The 23932-nt window shown below is 45.5% G+C and carries 14 protein-coding genes and 1 tRNA gene; 10 read left to right on the top strand and 5 right to left on the bottom strand.

Annotation, left to right across the window (positions count from 1 at the left end; all coding sequences use genetic code 11):
• The first annotated feature begins 27 nt into the window (after nucleotides 1-27).
• Together F0P94_RS15470 and F0P94_RS15465 are read left to right on the top strand one after the other, a co-directional pair.
• Complete coding sequence (locus F0P94_RS15470) at nucleotides 28-1515, top strand: GWxTD domain-containing protein (protein WP_150904819.1); 1488 nt, start codon at nucleotides 28-30, stop codon at nucleotides 1513-1515.
• A 140-nt stretch (nucleotides 1516-1655) separates the two neighbouring features.
• On the top strand, nucleotides 1656-2591 hold the full coding sequence (locus tag F0P94_RS15465) for a lysophospholipid acyltransferase family protein (RefSeq protein WP_150904818.1): 936 nt from the start codon (nucleotides 1656-1658) through the stop codon (nucleotides 2589-2591).
• A 333-nt stretch (nucleotides 2592-2924) separates the two neighbouring features.
• Here the strand turns inward: F0P94_RS15465 and F0P94_RS15460 are convergent, their stop codons facing one another.
• The gene (locus F0P94_RS15460; protein WP_150904817.1) at nucleotides 2925-3557 is read right to left on the bottom strand and encodes an L-threonylcarbamoyladenylate synthase; all 633 of its coding nucleotides are present in this window, start codon (nucleotides 3555-3557) and stop codon (nucleotides 2925-2927) included.
• Between the two features lie 80 nt (nucleotides 3558-3637).
• Nucleotides 3638-5833, bottom strand: a complete 2196-nt coding sequence (locus F0P94_RS15455; RefSeq protein WP_150904816.1) for a Calx-beta domain-containing protein — start codon at nucleotides 5831-5833, stop codon at nucleotides 3638-3640.
• 120 nt (nucleotides 5834-5953) lie between these two features.
• Between F0P94_RS15455 and mltG the strand changes: the two genes are divergently transcribed.
• From mltG to F0P94_RS15425, 6 genes are all read left to right on the top strand, one after another.
• Nucleotides 5954-7012, top strand: coding sequence for an endolytic transglycosylase MltG (gene mltG, locus F0P94_RS15450; protein WP_150904815.1), 1059 nt, complete (start codon nucleotides 5954-5956; stop codon nucleotides 7010-7012).
• A gap of 615 nt (nucleotides 7013-7627) precedes the next feature.
• Nucleotides 7628-8053, top strand: a complete 426-nt coding sequence (locus F0P94_RS15445; protein WP_150904814.1) for an acyl-CoA thioesterase — start codon at nucleotides 7628-7630, stop codon at nucleotides 8051-8053.
• A complete protein-coding gene (locus tag F0P94_RS15440; protein WP_150904813.1) occupies nucleotides 8037-8960 on the top strand; it encodes a YihY/virulence factor BrkB family protein in 924 nt (307 codons plus the stop codon). The genes F0P94_RS15445 and F0P94_RS15440 overlap by 17 nt, the downstream gene beginning before the upstream one ends.
• A 76-nt stretch (nucleotides 8961-9036) precedes the next feature.
• Complete coding sequence (locus F0P94_RS15435; protein ID WP_150904812.1) at nucleotides 9037-10938, top strand: DUF4153 domain-containing protein; 1902 nt, start codon at nucleotides 9037-9039, stop codon at nucleotides 10936-10938.
• Nucleotides 10939-11048: 110 nt separating this feature from the next.
• Nucleotides 11049-11133 (top strand) — tRNA-Ser (locus F0P94_RS15430).
• A gap of 115 nt (nucleotides 11134-11248) precedes the next feature.
• Nucleotides 11249-11647, top strand: a complete 399-nt coding sequence (locus F0P94_RS15425; RefSeq protein WP_150904811.1) for a hypothetical protein — start codon at nucleotides 11249-11251, stop codon at nucleotides 11645-11647.
• Here F0P94_RS15425 and F0P94_RS15420 read toward each other — a convergent pair.
• Entirely contained in the window at nucleotides 11635-12396 is a 762-nt protein-coding gene (locus F0P94_RS15420; RefSeq protein ID WP_150904810.1) for an IS5 family transposase, read from the bottom strand. The two genes, F0P94_RS15425 and F0P94_RS15420, sit on opposite strands and share 13 nt — an antisense overlap.
• 559 nt (nucleotides 12397-12955) lie before the next feature.
• Between F0P94_RS15420 and F0P94_RS15415 the strand changes: the two genes are divergently transcribed.
• On the top strand, nucleotides 12956-15418 hold the full coding sequence (locus F0P94_RS15415) for a LamG-like jellyroll fold domain-containing protein (protein WP_150904809.1): 2463 nt from the start codon (nucleotides 12956-12958) through the stop codon (nucleotides 15416-15418).
• A 132-nt stretch (nucleotides 15419-15550) separates the two neighbouring features.
• Entirely contained in the window at nucleotides 15551-19258 is a 3708-nt protein-coding gene (locus F0P94_RS15410; protein ID WP_150904808.1) for a T9SS-dependent choice-of-anchor J family protein, read from the top strand.
• Between the two features lie 316 nt (nucleotides 19259-19574).
• Here F0P94_RS15410 and F0P94_RS15405 read toward each other — a convergent pair whose 3' ends face one another.
• A complete protein-coding gene (locus tag F0P94_RS15405) occupies nucleotides 19575-21326 on the bottom strand; it encodes a T9SS type A sorting domain-containing protein (RefSeq protein ID WP_150904807.1) in 1752 nt (583 codons plus the stop codon).
• A 666-nt stretch (nucleotides 21327-21992) separates the two neighbouring features.
• The gene (locus tag F0P94_RS15400) at nucleotides 21993-23468 is read right to left on the bottom strand and encodes a sodium:solute symporter (protein WP_150904806.1); all 1476 of its coding nucleotides are present in this window, start codon (nucleotides 23466-23468) and stop codon (nucleotides 21993-21995) included.
• Between the last annotated feature and the right edge of the window lie 464 nt (nucleotides 23469-23932).

The following is a 23932-nucleotide window of genomic DNA, read 5'->3' as shown; positions in this document are numbered from 1 at the left end:
TAACTTTAAGTTATTTATTGCAGGCGTATGTTCTTTAAACGTTTTACTTTTTTAGCTCTTTTTGCTACCCTTTTTACTTCAGCCGTTGCTCAGCAGCTCGATGCCACCTTCGATCTGGTACGGTTCAAGGCCTCTGAAACCCAGAACATGGTAGAGCTTTACTGCTCGGTAAACGGGAATTCGGTAGTATATAAAAAAGTACCCGGCGGTTACCAGGCAGTGGTGGCCCTGGAGCTTCAGATCTCCGATTCTACCGGAGTAAAATATTTCGATAAGCTTAATTTAAAATCGCCGCTGGTAGCAGATACCGCTGGTTTGATGGTGCCTTTTAACCTCCAGAAACGCTATTTCGTGAAGAACGGAAACTTTACGTTCGCCGGGAAGGCCAAAGACGTAAATTCTGCCAAACCGGCCAGCGATATTGAGGTGCCATTGCAGGTAAACTTCGATAAAAGCAAAGTAGAGATCAGTGATATCCAGCTGCTGGAAAGCTACGAAAAGTCTGCCGAGAAAAATGACTACACCAAAAGCGGCATGAAGCTGGTGAGTTACGTTTCCAGTTTTTACCCGAAAGGTTTCGACCGGCTGAAATTCTACCTGGAAATTTACAATACCGAAGCCGTAGTGGGTAAAGATAAATCGGTGGTAGTTTTTTACCGCCTGGTGCCTACCCGCGACAATATGGCCAAGCTGACCGTTGGCGGACAGAAAGTTCAGAAAACCGCGTCGGTAAACGTGTTTATGCAGGATGTAGACATCAGTACGGTAGCTTCCGGCAACTACGAGCTGTTTATTGAAGTGCGAAACGCCGAAAACAAAACCATTGCCTCCCAGCGCCGCTTTATTCAGCGGAGCAACCCGGCAGAAGTTAATCCGGACGGAACGGTAGCCGCTGCCACTCCCGGATCAAACTTGCCGCCGGCTTTTTCTACGGACCTGGATTCAACCAAACTGGATCTTTATTTGATGTCTTTGCGTCCTTTATCGAATTCGGCCGAAGGAAGTACCATTGAATCGTTAACTAAAAAAGGAACCGTATTGCAGAAGCAGAATTACCTGTACACGTTCTGGCAGCGCCGTTCGGCCGCCAGCCCGGTGCAGGCCTGGCTCGATTACAAGCAGCGCATCGAATACGTAGAAAAAAACTTCCGGAACCTGACCTTCCACGGATATGAAACCGATCGGGGCCGGGTTTACCTGCAATATGGTCAGCCGAACAAGATCAGCAACGAACGCGACGATATTAACCGCCCGGTAAACAACTTCGATTCCAAGCCTTACCAGATCTGGCATTACTACCAGCTCGAAAACCAAAGCAACCGGATCTTTGTGTTTTTGCAGGAGAACCTGGGGAACAGCAATTATGCCCTGGTGCATTCCACGGCCAAAGGCGAAATTACCGATAACGAATGGCGCCGCAGGAGCAGCCAGAAGTTCCAGGGGGTAAAAGACCGGAACCGGCGCAATAACCGCACCTTCGACCGGGAAGGCAACGAAACTACCGAGCCGCAATAAGAATTAAAGATTTTGGTATCTGGATACTGGTATCAGGACTGAATTTTTATAAGACCTTATAATAAAGCAGATTATATAGTTGTATTTCTTTTCAGATTATACGGTTATTTAGTATTGCTACCTACCATTTAAATTACCGAATGATGATGCACAAACCCCTCGAAAAACGCTATTACCCTTTCTGGTGGCTTTTAACGGGGTTTTCGCGCTTGCCTTTTCCGGTACTGTACCTATTCTCCGATTTTCTTTTCCTGCTGCTTTACCGGGTTTTCGGGTACCGGAAAAAAGTGGTGCGGCAGAATCTGGAACGCTCGTTTCCGGAAAAAACAACTGCTGAAATAAACGCTTTGTTGCCGGCTTTTTACCGGAACCTTTGCGATGTAATAGTAGAAACGTTAAAGCTGGCTACCATAGATGCCGAAACGTTAAAGAAAAGAACCCGCTTTCCGGATCCGGAAGTTGCCTTTAAGCATCTGGAAGCCGGTTCGCCGGTAATTGTGCTGGGCTCGCACCTGGCAAACTGGGAGTGGGCTTTATCGGGCGCGGCCGTGCATTTCCCGTTTCCGGCCGATGGCGTGTACAAGCCTTTGTCGAGCAATTTTTTCGAAAGGTTCATGCAGCACACCCGTACCCGCCTGGGAGCGCATCTGTTCCCGATGAAAGATACCTTGCGCGATTTTATCCGGCGCCAGAAAATTCCCCGCCTCATCAGCCTGCTTTCCGACCAGACCCCGCCTAAAAGTGAGATCCAGTACTGGACCACTTTCCTGAACCAGGATACCGGTTTTTATGTAGGCGCCGACAAACTGGCTACTTCCTTCCATTACCCGGTTATTTTTGTGGGGGCAAAACGCATAAAAAGAGGGCATTACGAATACGGCTTCGAAGCCATTTACGACGGCAAATCAACGGTGACGGAATTCGAGATTACGGAACGCTACGCCCAAATCCTGGAACGCTGGATCCGCGAAAACCCGGCCGATTACCTTTGGTCGCACCGCCGCTGGAAACATAAAAAGCCCGACCAGGTTCAGAAGACTGCTTCTGTAATCGGCATGAAGAAGGGGCGAGGTTAAGCGACGCTTCGTTCAGGGATTGGCTGTAATTGTCTGAACACGATTTTCAGGATTGAAAGGATAGACAGGATTTCCTGATAAAAGATTGCTGAAAAGTTGAGCGAATTACTGAAAAGAGGAGCGAAATGGGAGTAATTAACTTACACAAGTAGCTGAACCTGAAGTGATTTTTGGGGGATAAAAATCCTGTCTATCTTTTTAATCCTAAAAATCGTGTTCAGACAACTTTGCTGAGTATTAGTAGTTATTAAAAGTTATTAAAAAAGCGGAACGCTATCCCTTTTACCGAAAAAAGGATAGCGTTCCGCTTTTAAGGTTAGTAAGCCAGATAACTTACAAATATTCGTCCAGGTCGCCGGCGCCTTCGCGTAAAACCTCGAAAGCATCGTCTACGCAGTTTACTACCGTGGAAGCAATATTATTTCCGTAACCGCCGTCAATTACCACATCTACCAGGTTGCGGTATTTTTCGTAGATCAGCTCCGGGTCGGTGGAATATTCTATGATCTCGTCTTCATCGCGGATGGAGGTGGAGATGATCGGGTTGCCAAGTTCCCGCACCAGCGAAAGGCAGATCTCGTTTTCCGGCACCCGGATTCCCACGGTTTTCTTTTTGGCGCCGCCAAATTTAGGCACTTTGGTGCTTGCCTCCAGTACAAAGGTAAACGGACCAGGCAGCGCCTTTTTCATTACTTTATACGTTTGGGTGGAAATACCCCGGGCATAATCGGAAATGTGGGTGAGGTCGGAGCAGATAAAGGAAAGGTTCGCCTTGTCGGGTTTAATTCCTTTTATCTGGCAAAGCCTTTCAATGGCCCGGGCATTATGCAGATCGCAACCCATACCGTAAATAGTATCGGTCGGGTAAATAACAATGCCACCCTGCCGGAGCACATCCACTACCTGCAGAATTCTTTGCTGCGGCGGGTTATCGGGGTGGATTTTCAGAAATAAAGCGTTACTCATAGTTCGAGGGAAACGGTAGGCAAATTAATAAAAAAGGCTTCAGTTAATACTGAAGCCTTTTAAATAGGTTTTGGATTGGATTAGTTAATTTTTACGAAACGTTTTACTGCTTTTGCTTCCGGGGTTACCACCTGAATGGTGTAAATGCCGGCCGGGAACTTAGAAACGTTGATTTGAGTAGCGTTAGCCGGTACCGTGGCAACCACCTGGCCTAAGGTATTCACTACCGTAATGGTAGCTTTTTTACCTGCTAAAGCGCTTAAGTTCAGGTTCAGAATGCCGGAAGCCGGGTTCGGATAAATAGAAACAGCGCTGCTCAGATCTTCAGAAACGCCTAATACAACCTGGATATCAGAAGTGCGGCGTGGCAGCAACTGATAACCGGTATCACGTGGGTCTGCATTATCGAACTGGCCACCAATACCGGTTACGGTAAACGGACCGGAAGGTGCAGGTGTGCCAACCAGACCTGAGCTAGGTACAATGCGTAATCTGTAAGTGTTGGTGCCATCCGTTACGTCAACATCTACGGCAGCAGTACCGGTAGTTGGCCACTGCGATGGTGTAACCAAGGTAACCGGGTTGGCTAAACGGATGAATTCAGATTCTTCAGCTTCGGTTAACGGGCCGGTAACAATTCTCGGGGTACGCAGCGGTTGTGTGCCTAATGTATGAACAGAATCGAGTTCTATTTGTGTCAGACCATTGAACTGGGCAACTTTTCCCCAAACCTGAACGCTGTCGCCTTCAACCGGCATAACAGTAGGCCAGCCTTGCGCCGGCAGGGTGATAGCGTTCTTGTACAGGCCAATTCCGCCGGTATTGTCAATTAAAGTAAGCTGCAGACCAGCAGAACGCTGGTTTACGCCGTAAAGGGTTCCTCTTAAGCTTACGATCTTGTTTAAAGAATCGGCCACAAAAGTGGTAGGGTGGTTGGTGGTAACCTGGGCAACCGTGTAAAGCGGAATAGCATCTTCGCTTACAATTGTTACGGTATAAGTGCTGGCAGTGCCAATGTTACCGCCGGTGGCGTTTCTCAGCGTCAGAATAACGGTTTCATTTGCTTCGATCAGTCTGTCGTTTACAATGGTAAGAACGGCATTCTGGGTAAGCGCGCCAGCTGGAGTAAAGGTCAGGATCTGCGGGGCAAACACATAATCGGAAGTGGCGGTTGCCGTTCCAGATGGGTTTGCCAGGGCAACTTCCACCGTAACCGGAGAAGTAGATGCCGCTGAAATGGTTACCGGGATGTTTAGCGTGCCACCGGTTACGTTTTCTGCAACGGTAGCAGTAACTGGTGTGCCAAAGGAAATTTCCGGAGCAATTTCGTTATCGGTAATGGTAACGGTATGGGTGCTGTTTGCACCAATGGCTGCTCCCGTAGAAGCGCCTGTCAGGATCAGGTTGATGGTCTCGTTGCCTTCCACCAGAATGTCATCGGTAATGGTTAATACTGCCTCCTGGTTGGTGCTACTGCCGGCCGGGAACGTTAAGGTACCGGTTGTAAGGATGTAATCGGTACCGGAAGTAGCAGTACCACCAGAAGTAGCAACGGCAACTGTAACGGTGGTAGCCGTGGTAGCGCTTGGATTGGTAATGGTTACCGGAATGTTCAGGGTTCCGCCAGTTACGTTTTCTGCTACTGAAGAAGTTGCCGAAGCAAAATTAAGCGTAGCAGCAGCAGGGCCGGCAGATTGAATAGAACCATAAACTTCTACACTATCAAGGCGCCAGGTACCACCAGCGGCTTCAGCGGTGTAGCCATAAAAACGGAAAGAAACGCCCGTAGTAAGATTGTCGAATGCAGAACCCAGCGTTATTTTATTGTTTTTCCGGGTGTTGGTATCGTCAGGAACATTAAAAGTAGCGATGTTCGTTGTAAAATTGTCAACGCTGGAGCGAACTGCCCAATCCCGGATACCGGTTCCGGAACGTCTTTCGTCGAGTTTAATACTGTCGATGGTGATCTGGTAACCAGCAGCCGGTTTTACGCTGAAAGTAAAATAATCATCCAGGTCCAGGGCTCCGGTGCTCCAGGCGGAAGCGGAAATAGTTCCTGCTGAACCGCTTGGCGTTACACCAGTTCCTCTTTTCATATGCCGGAAAGTTGCATTTGCCGGTTGCGCATCCACTGCAATAGAGTCTTCCGAACCAGTAGAATTCGGGAAAGAATATTGAGCAATGCGCGTTTGGGCAAAAGCTTCAGTTGAGGCAACCAGGCTGCCACCTACCACCAAAGCCAATAATCCCAGCTTCTTTAAGTAAGAATGTTTCATATTTAATAGTTAAGTTGAATAATCCGACTGAAATAAGTGTTAATTTTGTGGTTCAAAACTACTTAAATTTTGGCAGTGAGCCAAACCTGCTAAAGTTAATGGTTTGTTAATTAATTTCCTATGGCATCCAAAACAAAATCTAAACCGCGGAATACAAAAGTTACTTATCTGCTCGTATTGCTGCTTTTTCTTTTCGTGAGCTTTTCGTATTATGCCTACCAGCTTATGTACACCGCCAACGTAGACACCAAGGGCCAAACGACCTACATACGCATCCGGAACGGGCAGGGATACGAGGCGGTAATGGATTCTATTGAAGCTAAAAAAGTTATTATAGATAAGCTGGCTTTCCGGTTTATGGCCAAGCTCATGAATTACCCGGAACTGGTAAAACCGGGTATGTACGAAATTCCTAACCAAGCTACGAACTACGAACTGATCGGAATTTTGCGTTCCGGCCGGCAAACCCCTTTGCGCCTTACCTTCAATAACGTACGCCTGAAAGACGACCTGGCCGCCAAGCTGGCCCAGAACCTGGATGCCGACGAAGACGAATTTCGGGAAATGTTCAACGATACGGAATACCTGAAAAAATTCGGCTTTACCCCAACCACCATCATGACGATGTTCATTCCGAACACCTATGAACTGTACTGGAATACCACGCCGGAACAGCTCATGGAACGGATGAAAAAGGAGTATGACCGTTTCTGGACCAAAGAGCGGCTTGCCAAAGCCCAGAAACTGGGTTTAACCAAAACCGAAGTTTCAGTATTGGCATCCATTGTAGAAGCCGAGCAAAACCAGCACCCCGACGAACGTCCGAAAATTGCCGGTGCTTACCTGAACCGCCTTAGAAAAGGCATGCTGCTTGAAGCCGATCCAACCGTGGTTTATGCAGTAGGCGATTTCACCATCCGCCGCGTACTGAATGTGCACCTGAAAACCGATTCGCCTTACAACACTTACAAAAATAAAGGTTTGCCGCCGGGGCCGATCAACCTGCCTTCCATTACCTCGATAGATGCGGTGCTGAACCCGGAAAAACACGACTACATTTACTTTTGCGCCAAAGAAGACTTTTCCGGGTACCACAGCTTTGCCGTTACCTTTTCCGAGCACATGGAAAATGCCCGCCGCTACCAGAAAGCCCTAACAGCCGCCAAGATCATGAAGTAATTTAAATGGTTAAATAGTTGAATTGTTAAATGGTTGGGTTTTTGGGTTGAAAACGTAGCGTTTTTCTATAAAGCAGGTCGTTGCTTAATTCAGGCATTTAATAATTTAATCCTTTAAGCGTTCATATTAATAAGTAAGGTAGCGTAAGTTTTTTGAGGTTTCCCTTTTGAGGTAGGTTCTTTTCATTCTCAAAATTGCTGGTCTAAGAAATGCTTTTTCGGATATTTTTATCCGAAAACCACCTGTCGGGGATTTATTAATCCCCGTGTTTAGGCTTTAAAATGGCACACTGGGGTCAATAGACCCCTATCAGGTTACTTCCGGATTTATAAATCCGGAAGAGCAAACAGTTTTTTCCAGAATGAAACGGCCCTGCCTTTGGAGGGGTAGGGGGAGGATCTTTACATTATTTGATTTTCAAAAGCGATCATATAATTCTCCTGTCCTCCCCCTACCCCCTCCAAAGGGGGACTTTTCTCCTGCTTTAAAACAAAATCCTTAACTTTCCGGGCTTAAAAACGGTAAGCTTTCCGGCGGAAAACCAGAAACGGTAGGGTAGAAGCCTTAAAAGCCGGACGTAAACCATTTAACAATTAAGCCATTTAACCATTTAAAATGTACCAGAACGAAGTTCAGATAAGAGTGCGCTATTCCGAAACCGACCAGATGGGTTACGTGTACTACGGCAATTATGCGGCTTATTTTGAAGTGGCCCGCACCGAAACCTTCCGGCAACTGGGCATTCATTACAAGCAAATGGAAGCCGACGGCGTAATGATGCCGGTACTGGAGCAACGTACCAAATACCTTCGTCCGGCCAAGTACGACGATCTGCTTACCATCAGGTTGCTGTTAAAGGAAAACCCGACCGGTGCGCGCATAAAGTTCGAATACGAGGTTTATAACGAAGCCGAAGAATTACTCACCATTGGCGAAACCACTATGGTTTTTGTAGACATGAAAACCGGCCGGCCTACGCCTACGCCAGCAGAAATTCAGGGAATAATGGCGCCTTATTTTGCAGATGGGGTTTCACAATAAATACATAAAGCACAGCAAGCCGTACCGCAAGTTCATCGTTTTTCTGAAGAAGTTGCGGTTCAATAACGGGCAGGCTTCCGTTTACGACGTGCTCGTGGTGCTTATCAATGAAATGAAGCTCGATTCGGTAACGAAGCGGTCTTCGTATATGGCCTATAACTTTACGCTTTCCATTTTTCCGGCCATTATCTTTTTGTTCACCCTCATTCCTTACATCGGCGGTCAGGACTTTAACCAGAACATCATCGATTTTTTGCGCGACTTCATGCCGCCCGAAATGTTTACGGCCGCCGAAGGAACGATAAACGATATTGTGAACCAGCCGCGCGGCGGATTATTGTCCGTCGGTTTTTTGTTTGCCCTGGTGCTTTCCAGTAACGGCATTATGGCCCTGCTCGATGCCTTCGATAAAAAATACCACACCTTCCGGCAGCGGAGCTACTTAAAAAGGCGGCTCATTGCCACGGTTCTCACCATTGTGCTGGCGCTTATCCTGTTTATCTCCATTGCCGCCATCTTCTTCGGTACCTACATCCTGGATGCTCTGGTTTATTACGACATCGTAACCGAGACCTCTACCTACGGCCTTATTCAGGTGCTGAAATATGTAGTGGTGGTATTGCTTTTCCTCTTGGCTGACTGCCTGATCTACTACTACGTGCCGGCTATTCAGGACAAATGGCCTTTTGTTTCGGCGGGCGCGGTAGTTTCCACCATTCTTATCTTTCTGGTTTCCTGGTTGTTTTCCCTCTATATCAGTAGCTTCGATACCTACAACCACCTTTATGGCTCCATCGGTGCGCTGGTCGGTTTAATGATCTGGCTCGATTTCGTTTCCATGATCCTGATCCTGGGTTTTGAGATCAACATCAGCATCGATACGGTTACCAAGCGCCTGGAAAAATAGGTGGTGCTTTTTATGTAATTATATATAGCCTTTCGGAATTATTCCCGACCTTGATCCGGCTTTTAGAAGTTGTTTTATGTTTGGGAATAATCTTTCGTTGCAGCAGGCTGCCCAGGGAGCAGAAGCTACTTTTCGCCGCTTTCCGCTTACCTTGCTTTCGGCTCTTATCGGAACTGCCGTTTGCTACCAGTTGGTCGAACTTGCTGACAGCGGGGGAGAAGCGCATCAATATTGGTGGAAGCTGCTTTGGTTTGCCTGGCTTGGCCTGATCCTTTTTTTCGACTTAGAAATAATAACCGAACGGTATGGTCTTGATCCGAAAAAGTCAGGAATAGTTTTTCTGACCGGACTTGCTGCCTTAATTGGGTACTATTTTCTTCTACCAGCAGTGCTGGCCGAACGGCAATACATTCAGTTATTCCTGTTTTCGCTCAGTCTGCATTTGTTGGCTTCGGTTGCCGCTTACCTGAACCCGCGCACCGAAAACGGATTCTGGCAATTCAACGAAAAGTTATTTATCCGGTTTTTAACGGCCACGCTTTATACTTCCGTACTGTACCTGGGCTTATGTATTGCTATCCTGGCAATTACCAAACTGTTTCAGGTTAATCTCGGCGACAAGGTTTACGTGTGGTTGTTCCTTTTCCTGGCCGGCGTTTTTCATCCCTGGTTTTTCCTGGCCGGCGTTCCGCGTAACCTGCAGGCCCTGGAGCCTGAAATAACCTACCCAAAAGGCCTGAAAGTGTTTACCCAGTTTGTGCTGCTGCCGCTGGTTTCGGTATACCTGCTGATCCTGTACGGTTATTTGCTGAAGATTATTTTTCTTTGGAACTGGCCCCGGGGGTGGGTTTCAAGTCTGGTGCTGAGCTTTTCTGTGGTTGGTATCTTTTCGCTGCTGCTAATTTATCCGCTCCGGAATACCGAAGGCAATACCTGGATCCGCACTTATGCCCGGTGGTTTTATCGCGCCTTATTTCCTTTGCTGCTGTTGTTTGCACTGGCCATCTGGCGGCGGGTATCCGATTATGGTATAACGGAAGAACGCTATTTCGTAATCCTGCTGGCAGCCTGGCTTTTGATTGTAGCCGTTTATTTTCTTTTGAGCCGATCAAAAAATATTAAGTTCATTCCGCTTACCTTATGCCTGCTGGCTTTTTTCTCTGCCTTTGGCCCTTGGGGCGCATTTTCCGTTTCCGAGCGTAGCCAGACAAACCGGCTTAAATATTATTTTCAGAAAAATGCTATGCTTTCCGGCGGAAAACTCAGGCCGGCACCCAAAAAAGTAACGCTGGAGGACGCCCGGGAAATTTCTTCCATTTTGGAATATCTTGACGAAAAACATGATTTGCAATCCATCCGGCCCTGGTTTAATCCGAAGATCGATTCAATTTATGCGCAATATTACCCGGATAGGCGCTACGAGCATTCCCAGGTTGACGATCTAATAAGAGCGCTGCAACTGGAAAGGTCGCTTTATTATTTCCCGGAAGATTCTACTACCGTTGTTTCGCAGGCAGAGAATTCCCCACCGGTTCCCATACTCAAGGAATTCAAGTTTTACGGTTCGGAGTATGCCCCCGTACGCACGAGTGGTTTCGATTACCTTGTTTCGCTGCGGTTTTATGCTAATGGAGATAACAGGCAGGCTTTTAATTTAGGAACCCATAGACTGGAGATCAGCAGCCAACCCGATCCGAATGAAATTACACCCCGCCTGCAATTCAAATGGAACCAGCAGGATTCCAGTTCTTTGGATTTGCGTCCTATACTCAGGAACCTGCTGAAAGAAAATGCGACGCAACCCGCCGATCAGTTACTTACCGCAGAAGCTAACATCGGCAAAGTTCGGCTGAGTCTTTATTTTAAAACTACGAAAGGTATTTTACGCGACAACAAACCTGAACTTAGCGAACTTGAATTTCGGGTGCTGGTAGAATTGCCGGAGGGTAGTATTTCCGAATTGCGTCATAATCAGTAGTATAGCCTTCTTAGGCGCTCCGGAGCAAAATTTTTTGAAACTTTTCTGAATTTTTTTTCGATAAGAGCTTTGTAAATTCAATTCGGCTGCATACTTTTGTATCATCAAACAGAGAGGTGGCAGAGTGGTCGATTGCGGCGGTCTTGAAAACCGTTGACTGTTAAAGGTCCGGGGGTTCGAATCCCTCCCTCTCTGCGAAGTAAAATCCCCTTAAACGCGCTGTTTAAGGGGATTTTATGTTTTAAAGGATTTTCTGCCAAATTTTTCAGCCAAAAAAGTGGAAATTGCCAACCCTGACAAGCCCTAGGAATTGGCCCCTTTAGTGGATTATTCAGGTGATATTTCGTGGGATTGGTACATAGAATTCTCTATATGGATTGAAAATAAAAATGACCTAGACCGCAAACGGGTAAGCTCTGGAATTAATAAACATAAGATTGAGAAGGACCGCCGCGCTCAGGCTCAACTAATGATCGATGAAATTAACCGGTTGCTAAAGCTTGGCAAGGTTATAAAAAAAGACCCGGTTCCAGAACCAGTACCAAAGCTAAAAATTGAAGACCTTACCATTATAATAGCTATTCAGCGGTATATGGATAATAATCAGGCTTCTTTAAGCAAAAATACTCTGCCAGATTACCGCAAATTGCGCAACGCACTAAAAGATTGGTTAATTCTAAGTGTTTGTTTAAATATTCAATTTTTATAATGGTTTAGCATTAACCTATACATGGCTAGGAGGATAAAAGCTTCTGAGGTGGCAGTTAGTCTTTCATAATCGATGCTCAGGCGTCGGCATTTGGCTAGCCAGGCAAAGGCTCTTTCTACCACCCACCGCCTCGGCAACACTTTGAAACCTGCCTTAGCTTTCTTTTTGACAATGTTGAGCTGAATACCAAACTGTTTCTTTACCTGGTTTATTAATTTCCCCCGGTAACCTCCATCAGCGTATACCAACTTTAGTTTATATATCTGCAGCTTATCGGCCTTTCTTATTACTTCCTGAGCTGCTTGCCGGTCTGTTGCTGCTGCCGAGCTTACTCTTACAGCCAACACATAGCCTTGCGTATCGACCAGCAGATGTCGCTTTCTGCCTTTCACTTTCTTGCCCGCATCATAGCCTACTGCATCGGTTGCCAATGCTGTTTTCACCGATTGACTGTCAAGTACCGCAGCCGTAGGAAAACTGTTCCTTTTACTTCGTTGCCGGTTTTGCTTGTAAAGCAGTTCATGCAGCTGCTCCACTACTCCTAAAGCCTGCCACTTACGGAAATAATAATAAACCACCTGCCATTTTATCCCACGCTCAGGCAACTCCCGCCACTGGCAACCCGTTTTAAGTAAGTAAAACAACAGGTTGCAGATCAAACGCATACTGTGCTGCCGTTTCCGCTTCTCAAATGTTACTTGCTCGATTATATACCATTGGGAGTCTGTCAGGTCGGTTGAATAAGCCATCGTAAATTAAATTAGGTTTGCACCTTTATTTACGCCTGATAGCTCCCCCTTATCTTATTCCTCTAATATTTAAACAGGCTCTAAGGAATCATTATCAATCTTACTTGACCTTTTATTTTGGCGTTTGGCTTCATTCTACCTGATCGATACATTTCTAAAAAACCGCAGCTAGCTTTAGTTGCGGTTTTTTGTTGCTAAGACATTTATCAAGTTTTAATGCATCCTCGGGCGTCTTCCTATGATTACTTTGTAGGTTTTAGGTTTAATTTGTTTAAACAGCTTACAATTTACTAGTCTAAAGATTTGCAAATCTGTTAATAAAAATTGATGCATCATAACAACATTGGCACTTGTTTTAATTGGTGATACTTTGTTGAAAATAAATGGATTACTTAATATTTGTTCCAGGATTTAAATAATTTTAAAAATAATTTGAGTTGTGTTGTTTTATATTATGCTTTGTATATATTTGTCACAACAACAAACGCCCTTCAAATTATCTACTGCAAATCAGTTTACGCTTAAAGTTCATTTTATATAAACCCTTTAAACTAAAACTGTGATTAAAAAATTATCTCTTTCCCTACTAAGGAAGGTTTTCCTTGGTAGTAGCTTAACCCTAATGGGTATTGGGGCTTTTGCCCAAGTTCCTTGTGGCAACCTTTTTCCTGAAGGCAGCTTTGAAAATTCTACTTGCAGTTCTCCAGGAACATATTTTGCCCATGGTTCCGGTTATTCATGTCAAACTACGTGTTGTAGTACTAACGGCACCTATATGTTTACTTCCAACGCAACCCAATTTAACCAAAAATTTTTGGGTACTCCACGTACTGGTAATAAAATGATGGTTGTTGATATGAGAACCAGCGGTGGAGATATAATTAAGACGAAAGAAATTTACATCCAGCCGAATACCACTTACACCTTTACTGCTTATGTCAAAAATGCCGTTTGTTGGGGCCTACCTGATTTTCCGTCAATAAAGTTAAAGGTGATGCCTATGGATAATTCACAGACGTATCCTGAAGTAACAGTAGCCGCCTCGCCTACTTTACCAGAGCTAGGCCCATGGGTTAAGGTACAAGGTACATGGACATCGCCTTGCACGCTAACTCCAAATTATCATGTTCACCTTATTGTATATGGTGACCCAAATGGAGGGAACGGAGGTGACCTTCTAATTGACGATGTAAGTTTTGATGCCTGCCCGGCAGTAGCTCCGGCTATGCCAACAGCGCCAAACTGCGTGACAAGGTGCGGTCCTGGTTCCTTGACGCTCACTGCTTCCGGCGCATGTGCTTATAAATGGTATACAGTTCCAGCTGGTGGAACCCCGGTAAGTACATCCAATCAATACACTCCTAACATAGCAACATTAAATACATTTAAATATTATTATGTGGCTGCTGTTAATTCTCAGGGAGTTGAAAGTCCTCGTAAAACTATCACAGCAATTACAGATCCAATAAGAACCTGGGTAACCTCCACAAGCCCTGCTCTTTGTGCTGGTGATATTGGCTCCTATACAATTCATGTACAAAATTTGGATTGTACTTCCAGTCATAATTTATCAGTTAGTTACAACGTAACAGGTCAGGGCAATTATTCCCAGGTTTATGGCCCAGCATTAGGAAATGTTACCATCCCTGCTGGCCAGACTGTTAGCTATAATGTAGGAGGAACATTTAGTTCGCCTGGAAATTACACTTTTAAAACTTTTATTACGGATTTTGGAAATAATTGTCAGATCAATAATGAACATCCAATAAAAGTATCTAATGGCAATTTCACCATTGAAGGATATGTTGACGGAGTTTGCACGGAGGATATGATCTTCGTAGGTCCACTGGAACCAACAACTTCCAATACGTTTGATATTTTAGATGAAAATGGGGCAGTGGTAAATTCCTGTAATAGTACTAATAGCTTTTGCAGCATGACCGCGCCTGCTACACCGGGCGTTTATACAGTCAGAAATACAGCAATCATTGGTAATTGTACAAAGGTTACTACCCTACCGCTCCATGTTTTTGGTAAAAACCGTAATTTCTATTTCGATGGAAAGGATGATCGAATCACAGCACCAGATAATCCAGCGTATAACGTTCTTGATAAAGACTTTACACTTGAAGCGTGGGTTACGATAGATCCAGGTGTAGAAAAAGAGTCAGCTTTAATTTCAAAAGGCGACTGGCAAGATACTGGTTTTATTTTCTCAATTGGTGAAAAGGGAGTAACATTAGAATTGACAATTCAAGGCCAGACAACTCAAAGTTCCATGTTTAAAAGTTCAATCTATGACGGTAAGTGTCATCATGTAGCTGTAAGCCGCAATGGTAGCGATGTAGTATTTTACTTGGATGGTGTGATAGTCGGTAAAGGAAGTAATACTGGTATCATTGATAATTCCGAAATGTTGGTTATGGGATTTGATGAGATGCGCAGAATAAACCCATTATACGGAAGATTAGATGAAGTTAGATTTTGGCAGATCTATCGATCCGAAGATGAAATCAATAGTGCTAAGAATCTACGTAGTCCAAATAACTTTGACAAGCTAATAGGCTTCTGGCCACTGAATGAAAGAAGTTCACAAATTTTGATGGACTATAGCTTGGTCGATAATGATGCAACGCTTGGTTATAATTCTTCCATCGAGGCTGTAGACCCAAAAGTAACGGAGGATGTTTGCTTGAAGTATTGCCCTGAAAGCCAATATAGGGTAAGTTTATCTGGAAGCAATACCAGTACTCACTCACCAACTAATGTGGCCGATAAATCTGATTTTGAAGTAACACTTGCTCCAAATCCATTTTCAAATCAAAGCTCATTGCAGGTAAAAAGCCATAAATTCGATTCTTTCAACCTTTCCATTTTAACAATAGAGGGTAAAAAGATTCTTTCAAAGCAGGTTGCTGCTAATTCCTTCATTAGTTTAGGCGAAAATCTTAAGCCTGGTCTTTATGTTTTGCATATAAATACACCTGATGGAATTAAAATAATTAAGCTGATAAAACAATAATCATTGCAATAATTACAAAGTATTGCAATGAGAAATTGGTTTAATATTTTTAATTAAGTGCTTTTCATCAAGCAGTATTTTGCCTTAATCTATTTTTATAGATTAAGGCAAAATACTTTAAATCTCACCCTTATGCATAAATTTACATTCTCCCCTATAGTTAGAACTGTTCTCCTGGTCAGTTTTCTGAGTTTCCTTTCAGCTTCCGCCATTCAGGCTCAATTTGTTTCCGATTACCAGTTTTCTGCCTCCAATGGAAATTACACTTCGCTGGGCGGTTCAGCATCTGTGGTTTCGTTTACTACCAACCCATTAATAAAGCCGGTGCCGCTTGGTTTTACTTTTAATTTTGCCGGAACCAATTACACAGATGTGTACGCTTGTTTGCACGGCTTTTTATCTTTTAATTCCAATGCGGTCCATTCCAGTCAAAATAACTTACAAAGCGGTGGTCAGGGAGCCGGAGTTATTACCTCGCGGCCACTGCTTGCCCCTCTCTGGGATGCTTTAGATGTAGGTCTTCCAAACTCACGAACTGCTTATCAAACTACCGGCCCGCCTGGTGCCCAGATCTTTACTTTTGAATGGGAAAACATGGAGTGGGATTTCTTTAGGAGTATTCCCGTAATTTCTTTCCAGGTGAAACTTTATGAAGGAACGAATAAGATCGAATTCCTTTACCGCCGGGAAGCCAATGCGCCTTTAGGCGGCAGCGCTTCTATCGGTATTGTCGGCCCAGCCATTGGCTCGGGTAATTTTCTATCCCTGAACAATACCGGCCCTAACCCTGCTGTTAGTTATACCACTGAAACCGATACCCTTAGTACCTGGCCGGCTACGGGTCAGATTTATACGTTTACCCCACCTCCGGTATTGCCGGTAGATGTGCGCATAACGGGCCTATCCACTCCACCACCCAGTGGCTGTTTTGGCACCAGCGAACCGGTACGGTTTAACCTGAAAAACAACGGCAGCAACCCGCTTAACCTGGCGGCTACTCCTGTAACCGTGCAGGCTGTAGTACGCGGCCCGAACCCGCTCGTCTTTCCGCCGGTGCTGGTAAATACCGGCACGTTGGCTCCGGGCAGCAGCCAGGTAGTTTCCGTAGCCAATAATTACAACATGAGCGCTGCCGGAAGTTATACTTTTAATGCCACGGCAACCATAGCCGGCGACGGCAATACGGCAAATGATTCTCTTATAGTAGCGATAAGCCGCCAGGTGCCGCCCAATGTGGCATTACCGCAAAACCTAAACTTTACCGGCTTCAATGCTTTTAACCTGGGCAGCTTATACCCGGGCTGGTCGGAAGCCGGCGGAAATAAAAGGCAAACCTCAGGTTCAGATTGGAGCTTCGCCTCTGATCTGGGAACTGCGGGAAATACTACCGGAGTATTCCGGTTTCGAAGAAGTTCGAAAAATCATCACTGGCTGATAAGCCCGAAGTTCACGGTAAGCTCCGGAACGGTGTTACGTTTTAAAACGGCCATAACTTCTTTGAGCGGCAACAATGTGGCAGTACCCAGCATTGCCGGCACCGATGATTCGGTCCGGATAATGATTTCTACGGATTGCGGTCTTTCCTTTAACGAGATCTACTCTTTCAACGCCAGTTCAGCAGCAGGGCTTACCAACGTGCTTACTGATCAGCAAATAAACCTCTCTGCTTACGCCGGGCAGAATATAATTCTCGCTTTTTATGCTACCGATGGCAGCGTTATAAATAATTACGATTATACCTTTCACCTCGATGACATTTTCATTGGCATCTTGCCTGTAACCGATCTAGGGGTGATAGCCCTGCAAAGCCCGGTCCCAAAAAAATGTTACAGCGGGGCCGAGAACGTAGTGCTCACTATAAAGAACTATGGCGCTAACCTGCTTGATTTTAATACTAACCCGGTTCAGGTACAGGTAACTGTAACGGGACCTAATCTGCCAAATACCCTTACAGCTACTATAAACAGTGGTACGCTTATGCCTTGGGCTTCGCAAAATGTAACGGTTAGCCCAACCCTTAACATGCAGGCAGCAGGTGTGTATAATTTTATTGCTTCGGCGAGCGTGGCCGGCGATAATATTCCGGTTAATGATACGATTAAAGCTACACGTCAAACCAGTGCCGTTTACCCGCTTCCGCAAAGCAGTGATTTCAGTGGGTATGTATCAACAGGGGGGAATAGTAATCTTTCCACTATCTTTCCAGGCTGGTATGAAGCCACGGGTGCAATTTTTCCTGGCTTAAGGGTTAATGGCTGGAGAAACAAAAATCTGCTAGGTCCTTCGGGGAATATAAGCGCATATATTCCGCTAACTTCAAACTTTAGGAATGAATGGCTGGTCAGCCCCAAAATTGTCCCCCTTGCCACTACGGTATTTGGTTTTAAAGCCGCTATTACTGAAATTACCGGTAACAGACCGACTATGTATGCTGGCATGGCTAATACCGATAATAAAGTACAGGTTATGGTATCCACGGACTGCGGTATTTCTTTTAATCCTATTTATACGTTCGATGCCAGCAATACTGCTGGTCTTTCTAATACCCTTACCCCCTTTACTTTTCCATTAGGCCAATATGCTGGGCAGGAAATTATTGTAGCCCTTTTTGCAACCGATGGCCTGATAAACAACCCTAATAAGTTTGATTTTAACGTTGATGATATTTTTATTGGCAGCCCGCCGCCGGCTGATCTGGGTGTTACTGCTTTGGTAACGCCTTTAACTACCGGCTGCTACACCAATGCCGAAGGAGTAAAAGTTACAGTGCAAAATTTCCATGCCAGCCAGATCGATTTTGGACTTCACAATGCTACCGTTACCGTAGAAGTAAGCGGCGCGTCTAACGCAACCTTTTCGGCGGTCCTTAATTCCGGAACCCTGGCTGGGGGCGCTTCCCAAACCGTAGTTCTAACGCCCGGGCTGAATATGGTACCGGCAGGAACGTATCAATTTAAAGCATATATCACCATTGCCGGCGATAACATACCCACCAACGACACGACAAACGCCATACGCATCCGTTACCCGGTAGTTTCTGGTCCTTCAGCAGTAGATTTCACCGGTTATAACGGTACCAACCTCAGCACTGTCTTCCCGGAATGGCGCGAGGCTTACGGTCAGGTTCCGGTAGTTGCCCCAGCCCCCTATTGGGGTGCCGCCACTGGCCTTGGATCTTCCGGGAACGCTACAGCTGAGTTGTATTTGCATGATACCTGGCAGCGGGACTGGCTCATCGGTCCAAAATTTACCGCTACTGCTTCTTCCCAGTTAATGTTCGATGCTGCTATTACAAATTGGGGAACCCAAAACCCGGCTCCGCTGGGCATGGCTGGTACAGATGATAGCGTACAGGTATTAGTTTCTACAGATTGCGGGAAAACCTACCGCCTTATTTACTCCTTTAACGCAACTACGGTTGGCAGCCTTACCAATGTGCTCACACCTTATTCCTTTTCACTGGGTGCATACGCCGGGCAGGAGATAATGATTGCTTTTTTCGGCACCGGCGGTACGATAGCAGATGCAGTTTCTTACGGTTTTCACCTGGATAATATTTCTATAAGTTATCCTACTGGCATAAAGGAAGCACAAGTTGTTAAAGGGATAAGCGTTTTCCCAAATCCAAGTCAAGGAAATTTTGAAGTTAAGGTGAAAGGATTTGCTGAAAACGTTACAGCTCAGCTCTTTACTTTAACTGGGCAACCAATTAAAACAAGACAAAGTCGAAGAAATAAGCAGGGGGTTTTAATAGAATCTACCGGACTTGCCCCTGGAGTTTACCTGCTTAGAGTAGTGTTGGAAGAGAACGTACAAGTAATGAAAGTAATAATTCAGTAAGCAGTAATAATTTTTGATCAATTTTGCTGTTATCTCGATATTATGGAAATAAAGAGCAAAGATTGATAAGCTGTTTTCTATTAAAATATTTAAAATAGAGGAATACAGAACTCTTATGTGAAGGACATGAATAATTATTTTCAATAGACCGAATGGGAATCGAATTGTACGAATCGCTTAAAATGAAACTTGTAAAACTGCTCCAACTGTAGAAAATCTTGGGTTAAAAAGTTCGAAGATTGAAACGTTAGGTCTGCGAAGTAAATCAGAAAAGCCCTGCAGGTTCATCCTGCAGGGCTTTCTCTTTTCAGATCCGTTACTTCTTAATTAAATGCAGGTGTTGTACGCCATATTTGGTTATTAGCAGGGCAGTATAAAGGCCGTTTTTTGCCCGGAATGGGGCCCAGGCTATTTGTACCTGCTGGCCTGCTTCAGCTCTGGCTGAAGGCCAGCGTTTCACCAGTTCGCCGTTCAAATTGTACACTTCCAGGGTATATTCTTGCGTTTCCGGAAGCGTGAAGGCAAGGGTAGTGCTGGTAGTTAAAGGATTCGGATACGCCTGCCAGGAGGCCAGGGATTGAATATTGGAACCTGGGGCAGAGGTAATGGATAGTTCTGGCGCAGTGTGGACATTCTCCTCGAGTTTTACCACCCAATAATCGTAGCCGCCAAAATTTTGTTTGGTTCTGTCGCCGCTTATCGGGGAATCGGAACTACCGCCTATTACATATTTGTTCGGGCCGGCTTTGTCCAGAGTGGTAAGTTTATCGTCGCCGCTGCCCCCATAGGTCTTGTCCCAGAGTTTGTTGCCCGTAGCAGTCAGCCTTACTATCCAGTAATCATCGTAGTTGATGTCGTTGTCTTTGGGCGCTTCGGTTTTGTCGCCGCCAATATCAGAATTGGAGCGGCCCCCTAAAAGAAATCCGCCGTCTTTGGTTTCTACCATGGCTCCAAGCGCCTCATTGCCGGGGCCGCCAATCGTTCTATCCCATTGAATAACTCCGGTAGCATTTATTTTCACCACCCAGAAATCCTGGGAGTCGGAGTAAAAGCCTTTATTTGGTTCTGTTTTATCGGCCCCGGCCCCCGAATCCGAAGTTCCCCCCAGCAAATAGCCGCCATCTTTGGTACTGACCATTGCCTGCACGCCTTCACCTTGCTCTCCGCCAACACCGCCGATGGTTCGGTCCCACATTTTCCTGCCTTTAGCATCAATTTTCACTATCCACATATCGAACTCGCATTCATCATCGCAAAACCTTTTCTGCGGGTCGGTTTTGTCGCCACTTACTACCGAAACCGAGGCGCCGCCCAGCAGGTAACCACCATCCGGGGTCTGAAGAACGGCCTTAAGATCGTCCGCAGAATTACCGCCGAACGTTTTATCCCAGCTTTTTGATCCTGAACTGGTTAGTTTTACCACCCAGAAATCGTTGCCGCCCCGGGAAGCTTCGGATTTATCTTTGCCGCTTCCGGAGCTGGACCAGCCGCCCAGTAAAAAGCCCTCGTCTTTGGTTTGGATTAGGTCGGTTAAACCATCTGTACTGGTTCCGCCGAGAGTTTTATCCCATTGCTTTTTGCCTTTGGAACTAATTTTTACCACCCAGTAATCGGTACCAACTGTGCCGCGCCTGTTTTGCGATTTGTCGCCGCTTTCCGGAGAGTCGGAGGAGCCGCCCAGGATGTAGCCGCCGTCGCAGGTTTGCCGGATAACCTTCAGTTCATCGCGCCCGGAGCCGCCAAACCGCTTATCCCATTGTTTTTTGCCCTGAGAACTGATCTTTACGACCCAGTAATCCATGCCTCCCCGGCTGGGCTGGGTTTTGTTTCCGCTGCTTCCTGATGCGGAAGAACCGCCCAGAATATATCCGCCATCGTTGGTATATTCAAGGAACTCCAGTTCATCGTTGGCAGAGCCACCAAAAGCCTTGTTCCATATTTTTGTCTGCCCATTGGCTAATACCGAGCTTAACAGGAACGCTGAAAGCAAAAAGAGAACGCGATAGCCTGATTTAACCTGGATGGCTTTGTTTGTATTAGGATTCTTTTTAGGTAAGTTTGTTTTCATAGGATAGAATTATAGTTAAAGAACATTTAAAAGGCAGCAGGTGGCGTCAACCAGCAAAAGCTTGTTGTTTTATTGGGTTGAAACTGGAATTAGATTGCCTCGGAAGCAACTTGACCACCCCATTCCCTGACTGAATGGGGGGTAGTTGATAAAGGAGCAGTAACTACTGTAGCGTTATATTGTACTACGATTAACTTTTCAGAAAGAAAAAGAAATTAAAGGAGCGGGCTTTAAAACCATGTTAAAGTACCGGCTGGAATAAAGTCTTCAGGAACTGTTTTTTTTATTGCCTTTTGCAAATGCGCACTTTACCGGTTTCTAACTAACCTGAACCAGCAGGAAGTGGCCTTTATGCAATTTCGTTAGTTACAATAGCCGGTTTTGGATTGAAGAGAATAATCACATTCGGAAATATTTGTGAGAAAGGCTCGCAGTGAGGGTAACATACTGCATTGCCAAGTTGATTTGTAAAAAAGTGGGATTACAAATTCCGTCAGGCAAATACTATAAAATAAATTGGTCGGACACTATCTGCAAACTAAAAATCCCTGAATTGCCGGAATAGGGCAGTTCAGGGATTTTTAGTTTTTTCAGGAAAACGGGAGCAGGGCTTTTAATGCTTCATTTTAGTAGCCTTTCGGTTTTTTCAGCAGAAATCCTATCGTTTTACGGTGCTACCGGCATCAGTGCCGAAACCTGCTCCGGCCGACGGCTGGAAATGAATAGTAGTCCCATAAAGGTCAGGAAGCCGTTTAGCATTAAAATTTCGAAGCCGAACTCATAGCCCCAGAGCCATTCTTTGGAGTTCGCATTGGTTATGTAGGTCAGGATCGGGCAAACCACGCAAACCAGCGGTACCCATTTATCGCGGAGGTGACGTTTGGTAAACAGGCCGAAAGAATATAGCCCAAGCAACGGACCGTAGGTGTAACCGGCTACTTTAAACACGGCCGCAATTACGCTCTGGTCGTTTATAGCCCGGAAGATCAGGATCACGAGCATGAGCAGGAAAGAGAAACCTAAGTGCACCGCGTAACGGTAACGCACGCGCTGGTGTTCGTCGCGTTTGGCAAAATCCAGGAAATCGACACAGAAAGAAGTGGTAAGCGCGGTTAAGGCCGAATCGGCGGAGGCGTAGGTAATGGCAGTGATCCCGATTATAAAAGCGATGCTGGCCACCATGTTAAAATGATTTAAAGCCAGGAAGGGGAAAACGTCGTCGCCTTTGGCCGGTAATGCAATGCCTTTTTGTTCGGCATAAATGTAAAGCAGCGCGCCCAGGGCCAGGAAGAAAATATTCACGAATACCAGAATGATGCTGAACCAGAACATGTTTTTCTGCGCTTCGCCGATGTTCTTGCAGCTCAGATTTTTCTGCATCATGTCCTGGTCCAGGCCCGTCATTACAATAGTAATAAAGGCGCCGGAAAAGAATTGCTTCAGGAAATATTTGCTGTCTTTCGGCTCCCAGAAAAAGGTTTGCGAGTATTTACTTTCCGAAATGGTATTGATCATGCCCTGAAAACTCAAATCCAGTTCCTGCGAAATGAGCACGATGCTGGTTCCCACGCAAATGAGCATGGCCAGGGTCTGGAAAGTATCGGTCCAGATAATGGTTTTCATGCCGCCCCGGAAGGTATAAACCCAGATGAGCATAATGGTAATTAAAACGTTGAGCCAGAAGGGGATACCCAGGGTGTCGAAAACGGCCAGCTGCAGCACGCCGGCCACCACGTAAAGGCGCAAGGCTGCGCCAATGGTGCGGGAAAGCAAAAAGAAAAAAGCGCCGGTTTTATAGCTCCAGTAGCCAAACCGCTGCTCCAGGTAAGTGTAAATGGAAACCAGGTTCAGGCGGTAATATAGCGGCATTAAGATGGTGGCAATTACCAGGTAACCCAGCAAATACCCGAGCACCAGCTGCAAATACGAAAAGGCATTGGTAGCCACCGTTCCGGGAATGGAAATGAACGTTACCCCCGAAAGCGAAGTACCGATCATGCCAAAGGCCACGATAAACCAGGGCGATTGCTTGTTGGCCAGAAAGAATGCCTGCGAATCGGTGTTCTTGCTGGTTATAAGGGAAATAAAGATCAGGATACAGAAATAGGCGATAATAATGCCCATTATGAGTTGTGGCGACATGTATTTTCGGAATTGGAAATAGCGTAGGGCAAATATAAGGAAAAGCGGGTGGAATAGGTTACTTCGGATTTGGTAACTGCTTTTTCCTGTTTCCTTCAGCTAGAAAAGCCTTTGCAATGATTTCACCATTGCCATCAACTAAAGCCAAAAAGCAGGTCATTCTGAGCTTGTCGAAGAAATCGAAGATTCAGCGGAGCTAAACTTTTGGTTACTGCTATGGCATTTGAGTATTCCTGAGACGGGAGTCGAATGGACCCAGCGTAGCTGTAATAAATGCCTTTCGTTTGGGGTCGGTATGCGTTAGTTCCTTCGGCCTCACTCAGGGATGGCGCAATATTAAAAAGACGCACTATAGTGCGTCTCTACGATCAAATACCCCACTATTTCCTGGCCTGACTGCTATGGTAAAAACATCAACAGGGGCAAGCTTGGAAAAGCCTGATTTTTAAAAAGAGATTCTTATA

The sequence above is a fragment of the Adhaeribacter soli genome (assembly GCF_008727925.1).
Taxonomy (GTDB): Bacteria; Bacteroidota; Bacteroidia; order Cytophagales; family Hymenobacteraceae; genus Adhaeribacter_A; species Adhaeribacter_A soli.
The sequence above is the reverse complement of the archived record's forward strand: the minus strand, read 5'-3'. Positions and strand labels throughout refer to the sequence as shown.

Bases quoted from the DNA above. Each gene is read 5' to 3' on its own strand.
- F0P94_RS15470 (WP_150904819.1), top strand. From the start codon at position 28: ATGTTCTTTAAACGTTTTACTTTTTTAGCTCTTTTTGCTACCCTTTTT.
- F0P94_RS15465 (WP_150904818.1), top strand. From the start codon at position 1,656: ATGATGATGCACAAACCCCTCGAAAAACGCTATTACCCTTTCTGGTGG.
- F0P94_RS15460 (WP_150904817.1), bottom strand. From the start codon at position 3,557: ATGAGTAACGCTTTATTTCTGAAAATCCACCCCGATAACCCGCCGCAG.
- F0P94_RS15455 (WP_150904816.1), bottom strand. From the start codon at position 5,833: ATGAAACATTCTTACTTAAAGAAGCTGGGATTATTGGCTTTGGTGGTA.
- mltG (WP_150904815.1), top strand. From the start codon at position 5,954: ATGGCATCCAAAACAAAATCTAAACCGCGGAATACAAAAGTTACTTAT.
- F0P94_RS15445 (WP_150904814.1), top strand. From the start codon at position 7,628: ATGTACCAGAACGAAGTTCAGATAAGAGTGCGCTATTCCGAAACCGAC.
- F0P94_RS15440 (WP_150904813.1), top strand. From the start codon at position 8,037: ATGGGGTTTCACAATAAATACATAAAGCACAGCAAGCCGTACCGCAAG.
- F0P94_RS15435 (WP_150904812.1), top strand. From the start codon at position 9,037: ATGTTTGGGAATAATCTTTCGTTGCAGCAGGCTGCCCAGGGAGCAGAA.
- F0P94_RS15420 (WP_150904810.1), bottom strand. From the start codon at position 12,396: ATGGCTTATTCAACCGACCTGACAGACTCCCAATGGTATATAATCGAG.
- F0P94_RS15410 (WP_150904808.1), top strand. From the start codon at position 15,551: ATGCATAAATTTACATTCTCCCCTATAGTTAGAACTGTTCTCCTGGTC.
- F0P94_RS15405 (WP_150904807.1), bottom strand. From the start codon at position 21,326: ATGAAAACAAACTTACCTAAAAAGAATCCTAATACAAACAAAGCCATC.
- F0P94_RS15400 (WP_150904806.1), bottom strand. From the start codon at position 23,468: ATGTCGCCACAACTCATAATGGGCATTATTATCGCCTATTTCTGTATC.